This is a genomic window from Algoriphagus machipongonensis (assembly GCF_000166275.1).
Taxonomy (GTDB): Bacteria; Bacteroidota; Bacteroidia; order Cytophagales; family Cyclobacteriaceae; genus Algoriphagus; species Algoriphagus machipongonensis.
This window is the reverse complement of the sequence record NZ_CM001023.1, coordinates 3,040,704-3,053,921: the sequence shown is the minus strand read 5'-3', so window position 1 is coordinate 3,053,921 and position 13,218 is coordinate 3,040,704. Positions and strand designations below refer to the sequence as shown.

The 13,218-nt window shown below is 37.5% G+C and carries 11 protein-coding genes; 4 read left to right on the top strand and 7 right to left on the bottom strand.

What is annotated here, in order from left to right; all coding sequences use genetic code 11:
- Positions 1 to 4: 4 nt before the first annotated feature.
- The 7 genes from hisG to ALPR1_RS12720 all read right to left on the bottom strand — a co-directional run bounded on the left by hisG (position 5) and on the right by ALPR1_RS12720 (position 6,926).
- Positions 5 to 865 carry an ATP phosphoribosyltransferase gene (gene hisG / locus ALPR1_RS12750; RefSeq protein ID WP_008201231.1) on the bottom strand — a complete coding sequence of 287 codons (861 nt, stop codon included), beginning with the start codon at positions 863 to 865 and terminating at the stop codon, positions 5 to 7.
- A 395-nt stretch (positions 866 to 1,260) separates the two neighbouring features.
- On the bottom strand, positions 1,261 to 1,614 hold the full coding sequence (locus ALPR1_RS12745; protein ID WP_008201230.1) for a translation initiation factor: 354 nt from the start codon (positions 1,612 to 1,614) through the stop codon (positions 1,261 to 1,263).
- 55 nt (positions 1,615 to 1,669) lie between these two features.
- On the bottom strand, positions 1,670 to 2,521 hold the full coding sequence (locus ALPR1_RS12740) for a universal stress protein (RefSeq protein WP_008201229.1): 852 nt from the start codon (positions 2,519 to 2,521) through the stop codon (positions 1,670 to 1,672).
- A 69-nt stretch (positions 2,522 to 2,590) separates the two neighbouring features.
- Positions 2,591 to 3,502, bottom strand: coding sequence for a 1,4-dihydroxy-2-naphthoate polyprenyltransferase (locus tag ALPR1_RS12735; RefSeq protein WP_008201228.1), 912 nt, complete (start codon positions 3,500 to 3,502; stop codon positions 2,591 to 2,593).
- Between the two features lie 12 nt (positions 3,503 to 3,514).
- Positions 3,515 to 4,108: a glutathione peroxidase gene (locus ALPR1_RS12730; protein ID WP_008201227.1), complete on the bottom strand. Its 594-nt coding sequence runs from the start codon at positions 4,106 to 4,108 to the stop codon at positions 3,515 to 3,517.
- Positions 4,109 to 4,110: 2 nt separating this feature from the next.
- Complete coding sequence (gene argS / locus ALPR1_RS12725; protein ID WP_008201226.1) at positions 4,111 to 5,901, bottom strand: arginine--tRNA ligase; 1,791 nt, start codon at positions 5,899 to 5,901, stop codon at positions 4,111 to 4,113.
- A 74-nt stretch (positions 5,902 to 5,975) separates the two neighbouring features.
- Positions 5,976 to 6,926: an arginase gene (locus ALPR1_RS12720; RefSeq protein ID WP_008201225.1), complete on the bottom strand. Its 951-nt coding sequence runs from the start codon at positions 6,924 to 6,926 to the stop codon at positions 5,976 to 5,978.
- 184 nt (positions 6,927 to 7,110) lie between these two features.
- On the opposite strand from ALPR1_RS12720, the gene ALPR1_RS12715 reads away from it, so the two are divergent.
- From ALPR1_RS12715 to ALPR1_RS12700, 4 genes are all read left to right on the top strand, one after another.
- The gene (locus tag ALPR1_RS12715; protein ID WP_008201224.1) at positions 7,111 to 8,262 is read left to right on the top strand and encodes a methionine aminotransferase; all 1,152 of its coding nucleotides are present in this window, start codon (positions 7,111 to 7,113) and stop codon (positions 8,260 to 8,262) included.
- 129 nt (positions 8,263 to 8,391) lie between these two features.
- Positions 8,392 to 8,826 (top strand): hypothetical protein, encoded by a 435-nt coding sequence (locus ALPR1_RS12710; protein ID WP_008201223.1) that lies wholly within the window; start codon positions 8,392 to 8,394, stop codon positions 8,824 to 8,826.
- A gap of 127 nt (positions 8,827 to 8,953) precedes the next feature.
- The gene (locus ALPR1_RS12705; protein WP_008201221.1) at positions 8,954 to 10,342 is read left to right on the top strand and encodes an arginine decarboxylase; all 1,389 of its coding nucleotides are present in this window, start codon (positions 8,954 to 8,956) and stop codon (positions 10,340 to 10,342) included.
- A 90-nt stretch (positions 10,343 to 10,432) separates the two neighbouring features.
- Positions 10,433 to 13,213, top strand: coding sequence for a carboxypeptidase-like regulatory domain-containing protein (locus tag ALPR1_RS12700; protein WP_008201220.1), 2,781 nt, complete (start codon positions 10,433 to 10,435; stop codon positions 13,211 to 13,213).
- The last annotated feature ends 5 nt before the right edge of the window (positions 13,214 to 13,218 follow it).

The window sequence follows — 13,218 nt, the reverse complement described above, 5'->3', positions numbered from 1 at the left end:
GGCTTTAAAGAATCATTTTCTCAATTGGAACTACTAAAATCCCTTCTGCACCTGCGGCGCGGAGTTCTTCTATATGTTCCCAAAATGTGTCTTCATTAAGTACAGAATGAACAGAAGACCAGCCTTCCTGTGCCAATGGTAGTATTGTTGGGCTTCTCATCCCCGGAATTAATTTAATGATTTTGTCGATGGAAGCATTTGGGACATTCATCAGAACGTATTTGCTTGACTTTCCTGTTTGAACGGCATTCATCCGGAACAACAGCTTTTCGACAACTTCTTTTTTAGCATTCGATAGCTCTTTGTTTGCTATCAACACTGCTTCTGACTTGAAGATCTCTTCTACCTCTTTTAAGCCATTCATCATCAGAGTAGACCCTGAGCTGACAATATCACAGATACCTTCAGCAAGCCCAATGCTTGGAGCGATTTCCACAGATCCACTGATCTCATGGATATCTGCATTAATATTTTTAGCACTTAAGAAATCACCCAGAATTTTAGGGTAGGAGGTAGCAATGTTTTTCCCTTGAAAGAAATCAATTCCAGGATAGTCCTGTCCCTTTGGAATAGCTAAAGAAAGTCGGCATTTCGAGAACCCTAATTTTTTGAGCGTGTTGACTTCTTTGTCTTTTTCTACCAATTCATTTTCACCGACAATTCCTAAGTCAGCGACACCATCAGCAACATAACCAGGGATATCATCATCCCTTAGAAAAAGAAATTCGATTGGGAAATTAGTGGAAGTGGATTTTAATTTTCCAGTTCCATTATAGAATTTGATGCCACATTCCTTGATTAAGGCAAGAGAGTCATCAGATAAACGGCCACTTTTTTGTACGGCAATACGGATTATTGTTTCCATGTTGGCAAGTTATGCTAAGAAATAAAAGATTGTAAATTTTTTTTGGCAAAAAGCGGAATCCCTGTCATCGGCTTTGCCGGGTATGTAAAAATTATTCCTCAGGAGGAATGATGGAAGTGATGCAACACATTGTTTGTCTGTGTTGATTCGAAAAAATCAATATTTCTATTGTTGTTGTCCATTACAGTGGGCAAATATAGGAAGGGAAAGAAAGAAAGCAAATGTCAATTCGTTTTTTGAGAAATAGATTTAGAAGAAAGTTGATTTGAAACTAGCCGACAAGACCAAAGAATTTGCGTTTTTTCGTATAACAATGAAAATTCTAATCTGAATCAGTAGTGTTTCATTCACTGATTGAATTTCTCAATCACTTACTAATCGACAATTGTTCAGTCTTAACCTCCTGACCGTTTAGCTTTGTAACCTGCGGCTTGAAGCACTTGAACCACTTTATCTCTATGATCCCCCTGGATTAGAATTTCACCATTTTTTGCAGATCCTCCGACACCACATTTGCTCTTTAGTGTCTTTCCTAATTCTTTTAAGTCATCTTCTGAACCTACAAACCCCTCAACCAAAGTCACCTTTTTTCCAGCTCTTGCTTTTTTGTCTAGCATCACTTTCAGGTTTTGTTGAGTAGGTGAAAGTGTTTCCATTTCCTCATTATCACCTTCCTGGTATTCAAAATTATCACTGGTAGAGTATACTACCCCGTCTCTCTTTTTCCAATCGTTATTTCTCTTTCCCATAAGTTCATGAAAAAGCCCGCCCATATGGACAGGCTATATTCTTTATTGTGGCTAATTATTTTACTTTCAAAGTCCAAACAGGTCGTTTGGCATGATTTACTACATCTTCAGCGATGCTGCCAGTTATCAAATGTAAGAAACCAGTACGACCATGTGTGGCCATCGCTATCATATCTGCGTCTATGTCTTCAGCAAATTCAATGATACCAGTTTCTTCAGATAAGGAATTATAAATTTCAGCTTTTGCTCCCTCAAAACCATACTTTCGAGCGAACATGTTGATCCTTTGGATAGATTCTCTAGTCGTTTCAAAATCAGCTGGAGTATTGACAATCACGAAATAAATCTCAGCATCAAATAGTGTAATAAGATTTTTTATTCTTCTCGCCATTTCTTCATGATCATCTTTAAAATCACTGGCGAAAACAATTTTCTTGAATGTAGAGGGATCTATCGCAGACTTCACGGTGATAACAGGGCATTTGGCAGTTCTTACCACTTTCTCTGTATTACTTCCTATAAGAACTTCCTCTACACCTGAAGAACCTTTAGAGCCCATGATTACTAGGTCTGGCTCTTCGTCAACGATCAATGCAGAAATGGTTTTAAAAGCATTTCCAAGCTGTATTTTTGCCTCAAAACTGTACTTTTTATCCTTATGCTCTTCCTTCAAATCCGCGATTTGTTTTTTTCTCTTTTCCATTAACTCTAAGAAAAAAACCTGATTTTCCATTTCTGGAATTACTTCTCCACCTCCCATGGTTCCAAGGTTGGAAACATAGGGAACCTCCATTACATGAAGGACTTCTATATGGACGTTTTCAATTTTATTCGCTAGTCCAGAAGTGAAATTGAGGGCATTGATGGCCTGCTCTGAGAAATCGTAGGGAACAAGTATTTTGATCATTTTAGATAGGAGTATTGTTTTCTACAAATTAGTTAAAAATTAGAACCTCTAAAGGCTTATTGCTCCTTTTTATAAAAAAAGTAAGCCTATTCCAAAAAGAATAACCCAAAGGAAAGTAGAAATCGCCATCCTTTTTAAGTTGGGATCAATTTCATCTGAAGTTTTTCCTTTGGAAACATTGATTCCTACTTTCACCATCACAGGCAACATAAGCAATGCAAGACAAGCTCCCCATTCTCTAGTTAAAAAGCAGAAAATGAGAAGGCATAAGTTTCCAGCGATTATTAAAAACCAATTGTATTTTAATGCGGCAATTTTCCCTATTCTAACAGGGATGGACTTTTTTCCTGCTTTCTGATCAGATTCTATGTCTCGAATATTATTGATATTGAGAACGGTGGTACTAAAAAAGCCAAGAGATAAGCCGATCCATAAAACGCTGCTGTCAAAATCTATACTGTGAAGAAAATAAGTTCCTATCACGCCTAATAAGCCAAAAAAGATAAATACAGAAATGTCTCCAAGACCTAAATAGCCATAAGGGTTGTCTCCGGAAGTGTAGGATACTGCTGCCCAAATGGAGGCTATACCGAGTCCTAGAAAGACAAAAAACAAGGTCCAGCTTTGAACAGCTAAAAACAAAAGAATTAAACCTGATATCAATGAAAGACCTCCGAAAATATACATGCCGTATTTCATTTCTTTCAAGCTGATCAGGCCTGATTGTACAGCCCTAATAGGCCCTTGTCTTTCATGGTGATCTGCGCCATTGACGGTATCTCCATAGTCATTGGCTAGGTTAGAGAGAATTTGCAGGAAGATGGTGGTTAAGGCTGCGCTAACCATGATTTCCCATCTAAAAACTTCCGTAGAAATGGCAAGAAAAGATCCTGCAAAAATACTGGCTAATGCCAGGGGTAAAGTACGAAGCCTGACCGCATGCAGCCAGGCTTCTTTTTTTGTTTCAATTTCTTTTTTCACTTTTTTGAATTCTTAGGAAGCGCCAATTGCCGTTAAGATTTCCTCACTCATTGGGGTGACATCGGAAGGGTAAAACTTCACTAGTTCACCTTTTTCATTAATTAAGTATTTGCAGAAATTCCAAGTAGGCTCCTGATTGTTCCAGCCATTTTGATCTTTGTCAGTCAACCATCTATACAATGGGTGCTTGTCAAAGCCTTTAACAGAGATTTTTTCAAAAACTGGGAATGTAACTCCATAGTTTTCAGAACAAAATGACTTGATTTCCTCATTGGAACCAGGCTCTTGACCTCCAAAATTATTTGCAGGAAAACCTAAAACCTGGACTTTCTCGCCATATTTCTCATTCAATTCCTGAAGTGCTTCATATTGAGGAGTGTAACCACATTTGGAAGCTACATTGACAACCAAAATCTTTTTTCCTTTATACTCGCTAAAGTCTACTTCATTTCCATCCAGGTCCTTTAATTTAAAATCATAAAAGGAGGGAGCTTTTTCAAAAGAGGGAAGCGTGATGAGTCCGGCTTGGACAATTTGCTGATTCTGGCCAGTTCTCTGACATGAAAAAAGCATGGTGATACAAAGGGCAAAAATTAGATTTTTCATAATTACATTCTTTCGGGTACCTGTATTCCTAGTAAACTCATCCCTTTATTGATTGTTTTAGCGGTTAAAGCGGATAAAGCCACGCGTAATGCCTGGATCGCATTATCGCTTTCATGGAATATAGGGAGATCAGCATAAAACCGATTATATTCTTTTGCTAAATCAAATAGGTATTGAGCAATAATGGAAGGTGCTAAATCATCACCTGCCAGTTTGATTTTTTTCTTAAAATCTCCTAACATGAAAATAAGACTAGATTCTGACTCCTCCAATTTGGTGATTCCAGAAAGATCAGGTTTTTGATATTCTACCCCAATTTGATCTGCTTTTCGTAGAATGGATTTGATTCGAGCATGAGAATATTGGATAAAAGGTCCCGTGTTTCCTTGAAATTCAATAGACTCTTGTGGGTTAAACAACATACGTTTTTTAGGATCGACCTTCAAAAGGAAATATTTTAGTGCGCCCAACCCTAAGATTTCGTAAAGCTCCGCAGCTTGTTCTTTATTAAAGCCATCAATTTTACCGAGTTCCTCAGTGTGCTTAGCAGCCGTATCAACCATTTCTTGCATGAGATCATCGGCATCTACCACTGTACCTTCACGGGACTTCATTTTTCCAGAAGGCAAATCGACCATTCCGTAAGAAAGGTGATAAAGTCCATTACCATAAGGGCGTCCCAGTTTTTGCATGATCTTAAACAAGACATCAAAGTGATAATCTTGTTCATTACCCACTACATAAACGGATTTGTCAATTTTGAAATCATCATATTTCAAATCGGCTGTCCCCATATCTTGGGTGATATAAACCGAAGTTCCATCTGAGCGTAGAACCAGCTTTTCATCCAAGCCTTCTCCTGAGAGGTCTACCCAAACTGAGCCATTTTCTTTTTTGAAAAACACCTCATTTTTTAGCCCTTCCTCTACAATGTCTTTACCAAGTAAATAAGTGTCTGATTCATAGTAGTACTTATCAAAATCAACTCCCATCGTCTGATAAGTTTTATCAAACCCAGCGTATACCCAAGCATTCATTTGCTTCCAGAGACTGATTACTTCTTCATCTTTTGCTTCCCATTTACGAAGCATTTCCTGGGCTTCAAGGAGTAGGGGAGCATTTTTCTTTGCCTCTTCCTCTGAATATCCTTTTTCCTTTAAGGCAACAATTTCTTTTTTGTATTCTTTGTCAAAGATTACATAGTATTTACCTGCCAGGTGATCACCTTTTAATCCGGAAGATTCAGGAGTTTCTCCATTTCCAAATTTCTGGTAAGCCACCATAGATTTACAGATGTGAATTCCACGATCATTGACCAGGTTAGCTTTAATTACCTCATATCCATTGGCTTTCAGAATTTCTGCAACAGAATAACCAAGAAAATTATTTCTTAAATGCCCTAAGTGTAGTGGCTTGTTGGTATTGGGTGAAGAATACTCCACCATAACCTTCTGCCCGTTACTAGGTAATTGCCCCAGACTTTCGTCAGCATATAAGCCTTGAAAAACATCCAGCCAAATAAGCTCATTTAACTCTAAATTAAGGAAACCTTTCACCACATTGAACCCAGCAACTTCGGGGACATTTGCTTTTAGATATTCCCCGATTTGATTTGCAGTATTTTCTGGAGTTGACTGAGTAACTTTCAAATATGGGAAAACAACAAAGGTATAAGTCCCTTCAAATTCTTTCCTGGTAGGAGCCAGACTTAAATTTGCTAGAGGCACCTCGTGATTGTAGATGTTCTGGAAAGCCAGTTGTATCCCTGAAATAATTGATTCTTGTATATTCATATTGATATAAAAAGCAGGTTGAATGGCAAATTCTATTGCTTTGGTTTTAATTAATAGTTGGGGCGTTATTCGGGTTAAAAGTTATCAACCAGAGATTTTGTAGTTACTTCCAATACTTCAAAAGCATTTTCTGCCATGAGGTTTTCAGAATCCAAAGTTGGATTTACTTCTACGATTTCCCAGCAGCAAACACGCTTATCCTTGATTAATTCGGCATTAAGCTGAATTGCTTCCTCTACTGTTAATCCATCGGCAACAGGTGTTCCGGTGCCAACTGAAATCGAGCTATCCAAACTATCTACATCAAAAGAGATGTAAACCTGATCACAATCTTTCAATTGCTCCAAAGCTTGGGTAGCGATCGCCTTGACTCCTTTTTCTCTCACCTCTTTCGTGCTGAAATTTCTGATGCCATATTCTTTCATCAAGTGATTTTCAGGTTCTTCCGTATCCCTTACCGTAATAAATACGATGTCTTGTAGGTCAATTTTTGGGAATTCTCCTCCAATGTTTTTGATTTTTTCCCAATAAATCAATGTATCCTCATCTGGGGAATTTACCTGACAATCGATATTATCAGTTCTTCCACACATGGCTAGCGGCATCCCATGCATATTCCCCGAAGGAGTGGTAAAAGGCGTGTGTAAATCCGCATGTGCATCAATCCAAATTACCCCTAATCTCTTTTTTGGATCTGCGGCTTTAATACCCATTATTGTTCCTGCAGCGGTACTATGATCACCTGCAAGGACAATTGGAAACTTTTTCTCCATCCTTAGAGACTCAATAGTGCTATAGACATTTTTCAAAACCTGGTAGACACCATCGATGTATTTAGCATGTGGAAACTTGTTTCCTTTCCAGAGGTAATTATTTGCATCAGGAACATTGATCGGGTCAAATTGAGTGAAGAAATCTGACTTCTTATCCAAGCTTGCCACTTTGAGTGCATCAATGCCTAGGCTCGCACCACGAGTGCCAGCAGCAATTTCAGACCTGACTTCCACTAATCTTATATCTCTCATGCAAGTTTTGTTTTAGTTATATTGGGTCTTTTGAGGTCTGCAAAACTAGCAATTTTGCTTGAAAATCGTCTTGATTAAACAGGATGCTTTTATTTAAAATGATATGCATTTCATTTTATGGGGCCTCAATTAGAAAGATTAAGATTTCCGATATTGTATCTCCTAAAAAAATTAAAACTCTTTTATGAACCTGCCTTCGAAACTTCCTGATGTAGGAACAACCATATTCACCGTCATGTCTCAATTGGCCAATGAATCAAAGGCTATTAACCTCTCGCAGGGATTTCCAGGGTTTGATTGTGACCCTTACTTGGTGGATTTGGTTACGCGCTTTATGAAGGAAGGAAAGAATCAATACGCTCCCATGACAGGGATTCCTGAATTGAGAGAAATTTTAAGCGAGAAAACCAAGAGTTTATATCAGGTAGACTATAACTCTGAATCTGAAGTAACCATAGTTTCTGGAGCAACAGATGCGCTTTTTTCAGCAGTCTCGGCAGTGGTTCAACCTGGTGATGAGGTGATTTTGCTAGAGCCAGCCTATGATTCCTATGCCCCGGCTGTTAAGCTTTCAGGAGGGGTTGCTGTATTTGTTCCCCTCAATATACCTGAATTTTCAGTGGATTGGGATCGAGTGAAGGATGCCATAACTGAAAAAACTCGGGTGATAATGGTCAATAATCCCCATAATCCAAGTGGTTATGTTTGGACAAAGCAAGATTTAGATACCCTAGCAGGCTTAGTTCGGGATAAGAATATTTTCATCATCAGTGATGAAGTCTATGAACACATTATTTTTGATGGAAGAAAGCACCTTTCTTTGATGTGCCACCCAGTTTTAAAAGAACGAACATTTATTTGCGGCTCATTTGGGAAGACCTTTCATGTTACGGGTTGGAAGATTGGATATTGCCTCGCTCCAAAGCCACTTTCTATTGAGTTCAGGAAAGTTCATCAGTTCGTAACTTTCAGCACTGCTACACCTTTACAATTTGCTTTGGCTGAATACTTGAAAGATGAAAGAAAGTATCTAGACCTGCCAGGGTTTTACCAAAAGAAAAGGGACTTGTTTTGTTCTGGACTTTCAGAAACTGATTTTAAGTTTACTCCATCTCAGGGAAGTTTTTTCCAACTGGTCTCATATAAACATCTTTCATCAATTTCAGATTATGAACTGTCTGTTAAGATGTGTAAAGAAGTAGGGGTGGCATGTATTCCGATTTCAGTGTTTTTTAATCAAAAAGAAGATCATAAGATTTTACGTTTTTGTTTTGCTAAGTCTGATTCTGAATTACTGGAAGCCTTAGATAAGCTTAATTCTTCAAATTTATTTTAAATTAAAATACTGAAAAACAATCAGTTAAAACTTTTTTCTGATTAATACCCTATAAAAAGAATAGGGAATATAGGAAAAGTGAGATATTGATTTTAAATTTGAAGCATCATATACATAAACTCAGAAAAAATGAGCGCTTTATCTTATCAGTTTTCATCTTTGAATAATGAAGTAGTTTCTACTGAAAAGAACTATTCTAAGATTTTTCAAGAAGTAATTAGCCAGAATGATTTGGTGAAATTCTTTTGTAATAATTCTGGTGAGATAATGCAAGGCATGTTTCAATTGGAAAGTGGAGGCGAAAAACTATTCCCATTATTTAGAGGCTTGATAGGTTTGGGCAAACCTAACTCTTTGGAATTAAGATATTCAATTCAAGAAAAATCAATTTTCTTCACCTACCAAGTTGTTGATCAAGAGGAAGTAGACCGGTTTTTTACCCAAGTGGTTCTTTTGTTGCAAAAAGAAGTGAAATTTAAAGGGGTACTTAAAGAGGTGATAGAAAATCAATTGAGATTTAGATCAGAACAGAGCCTTTTACATCGCTCATTATTAGTTGATTAACTGAGCTAAAAGTTTTCTTTATAAGGTGATTAGGGCATTTCCACTTGGATTTGTCCTTTTTTCATTTGATATCATCAGAGAAAGAACAATTTTTGTATCCATAATACCACACATAACCAAGTTTAAAATGAACAGATACATTGATCTTATTCAACAAACTTTTGATTTTCCTACCAAAGAATTTCACGTTGAAAACAATGAATTATTTTTTAATGGTGTGAATATGATGGAGATCATAGAGGAATATGGTACCCCACTTAAGCTCACTTATCTGCCAAAGATTTCAGAAAATATTCAAAAGGCGAAGACCTATTTCAATAATGCAATCCAAGCCCACGATTATCAAGGAAAATATACCTATTGCTATTGCACTAAATCCTCCCATTTTAGCTTTGTCCTAGATGAGGCTTTGAAGAACGATATCCATATCGAAACTTCTTCCACCTTTGATATTCCTTTGGTGAGAAGCTTATACGCAAAAGGAAAAATCACTAAGAATACTTTTATCATCTGTAATGGTTTCAAGCGAGACTTGTACAAGCAGTATATCGCTGAATTGCTCAATGATGGTTTTGTAAACTGTGTGCCTATTCTCGATAATCTAAGCGAAATCGATTATTATCTTGAGCATGTCAAAGTACCATTTCAAGTGGGGATTAGAATCGCCGCAGATGAAGAACCTAAATTTGGTTTTTATACTTCCAGATTAGGTGTGAGATACAATGATATCATCAAGCTTTACGAAGAAAAAATCAAGGACCATCCTTTGGTAAGCTTGAAAATGCTTCATTTCTTCATCAACTCTGGAATCAAGGATACAGCATATTATTGGTCAGAATTGACTCGATTCATTCAAAAATATGTGGATCTGAAGAAAGTTGCTCCTACGCTTGATACCATGGATATCGGGGGAGGCTGGCCAATCAAGACCAATGTCTTCTTTGATTATGACTACCAATATATGGCAGATCAGATTGTCAAGAATATTAAATGGATGTGTGCCAAAAACAATACCACCGAGCCGAATATCTTTACAGAATTTGGATCCTTTACAGTAGGAGAGAGTGGTGCAGTATTGTATTCAGTCTTGGATGAAAAGCTTCAGAATGATAAAGAGCTTTGGTATATGATTGATGGCTCATTCATTACCCAATTGCCGGATAGTTGGGGTTTGAATCAGAAATACATCATGCTAGCTATTAATAATTGGGATGAAACTTACCATAATATCAACCTGGGAGGCTTGACTTGTGATAGCATGGATTACTATAATTCAGAAGCGCATCAATTCAATATTTACCTTCCAAAGCCGGATAACGGAAAGAAGCAATATCTTGGATTTTTCCACACGGGAGCCTATCAGGAATCGTTGGGAGGCTATGGAGGAATTCAGCATTGCCTGATTCCAGCACCTAAACATGTGCTGATCGACCGAGATGAGGATGGAAAAGTTGTACATCGATTATTCAGGGAAGATCAGACAGAAGAAAGTATGTTGAAGACATTAGGATATTAATACTTAAAACCGCCCCAAAAGGGCGGTTTTTTTTACGAAATAATTAATTCTGATTTGGTATATTGGTTTTAGTTTAAACCCAAAATACCCATGATTTTTAAGCCTTTACAGGTTGTTGTTTTAATTTTTTTGTTTCTGATAGAATTACAGACTTTTGGTCAAACGATTCGTGGGAAGGTTATCAATTCCAAAACCAAAGAGCCACTTCAGTTCACCAATGTATTTATCAATAATACGACGATAGGTTCCACTACCAATGAAAAAGGGGAGTTCCTGATCCTATCAGATTTACCGTCTTCCTTAGAGTTAGTGGCCTCATTCGTTGGTTTTCGTACCAGCACTCAAAAGTTGGAAACCAGAGGGAAAAACTTGATTGAAGCTAATTTTGAATTGGAACCTTTGGAAAATGTTTTGACAGAGGTAGAAACCCGGAGCAAACGAGACAAGAAATGGGAAAGACATTTGGAACGATTCAAACGGGTGTTTTTGGCTGTTCCGGATGATCCGATTTTCAAGGAAATGGAAATCCAGAATCCTTGGGTTTTGGATTTCGAGCTAGTGAAAGTCAAAAGGAGCCCAAATTACATACATGCCACAGCCGATCAACCTCTGATTGTTGAAAATAAAGCTTTGGGGTTTGAAATCGAGTATTATTTACAGGATTATAGATTTTATAAAGGCAAGTCACTTTATTATGGACTGGCTTATTTTAAAGAAATCAACTCTAAGGATTCCCTGATTCAAAAGTCAAAGGATGATTTAAAGGAAAGTTCTTATTTGGGTTCTTCAAGACACTTTTTCAGATCCCTTTTGGTGAGAGAGGTGGAGAAAGAAGGCTTTATTATCTATAGGAAAAATCAGCATTTTTTTAATGAACTGAGGACAAATGTATTACAGGAAGAACTAGGGAAGTCAGTAGATTTTGTCTCCCAGGATTCCATTCGGAGGATTCCTCTACGAAACGGAAATTTCAGAGTGATATTTCCTGACGACTACGAGATTCATTATCAGAAGAAATCCTGGAGAAACGAATACTATTCGGATTATTACCATCCTATCAGTTGGATCACAGCACCCAGAGGCTACTTTGATGTAGACAGAAATGGAATCGTTATTGACCCCACCCAAGTGGAACTTTCGGGCTACATGGGAAGACAGAGGCTAGGAAGGTTTTTGCCCTATGATTTTAAGCCTGCAGAAAATTTCGAGTCCAATTTAGCGGAAGTGGATAGTGTAGAATCTGAATTAGCCAAATTCAACAACCTTCGAGAAAAGCCATGGATTACCACCAATAAATCTTATTACTACCCTGGAGAACCTATTTGGTTTCATGCTAAAATGCTTTATCACAATACGTTGATGCAGGATTCTTTGAGTAGAGTGCTCTATATGGAGGTTTTAAACCCTTCGTATGAAATTGTCCAGAGAGAGTCCTATTACATTTCTGAAGGAGCAGTTTCCGGTGGCTTTGTTTTATCAGATACTTTGAAGCCAGCTGATTATATCATCCGGTCTTACACAAATTGGATGCGAAATTTTCCTGATCGGGATATGACCTTGGTTCCTTTGCCGATTTTGGAAAAGGATCAGGTTTTGGTCAGTCAAGAATTAAATGAGCAAGAGTTTTTTGATGATTTGACCATCAATTTAAGTCATAATCAAAAATTGGATTCAGGGAGGAAAGTGGTAGAAATCGAATTAAGTTTCTTGGATCAAACAGACGAATATGTTGAAACTGATTTTACGATTTCAATTACCGACCCCACGTTGGTAGGGTTTTTTAGCCAAAGGAAATCCTTAGAGTCAGGATTGGAATGGTTGGATGACAAAGCAAAATCAGATTTTGAATTAATAGAAGAATTTCCAATCGAATATGGCATTACGATTCAGGGCAGTTTTGAACGTACTAAAAAGCGGTTTCCTTATATCAATCCTATTACGATTGTGCAGGGAGATTTGGAAGATTATGGAATTGTGGAGACCGATTCTTCAGGATATTTCCGAGCCACAGGTTTAAATTTTACAGATTCTGTAACAATTTCGATTGCTGCGATGGATGAAAAAAACAGACCATATGGAGCGGTTAGTTTAATTGACAATTCGGTTCCGACATTTAGGGGTTCATTCCCGAAATATGAGTACCAAACTAAAAAATCCACTGGTCAATTGACTCGCTATGATTTTTCAGGATCTTATATTGAATTGGAGGAATTTGTAAAAGAGGATAAAGTTTTAGTGCGTTTGGAGGACAATAATTACGGGTATGGGGAGCCTGATAGGAAAGTGACTTCTGAAGATTTAGACAATTGGGCTGGCCAACCTTTGTGGTCTGTAATAGGGATGCAATTTGGGAATGGAAAGCTTGGCAATTACAATTATGGTCTCAATGTTGGGGAGCCATTGTTGATCATTGATGGACAACGGTATTTCTATTTGGCAGGAGAAAGTGCTCAGGAGGTTGTAAATAGATATATGACTAACGAAGTCGAATCAATTTCAATTTACACCACTAATACCCATATTTTTGGTTTGGCAGGATTTGCTGGAGTAATCATGTTTAATACCAAAAAAGGTGGGAGATTTGATGATCAGTCGGAAAGTCAGTTTAATTCAACTGGTTTTCAGCAGTTTAAGGTTCGCGGGTTTTCTAAAGAATTGGACTTCCAAAAAGTTTTAGAATCACAGGGTTCGGCTCAAAAGCCTACAGTCTTCTGGAATCCAAAAGCAAAAACCGATAAAGGATTGTTTACTTTCTCTTTTGCGCCAGTTGATGGAATTCAAGAATACGATTTGTTGATCGAAGGAATGACTGATCAGGGTTATCCGTTTACCAAGCTTTTCCGAATTGATTTAAATGAAAAAAGGGACTAAATCCC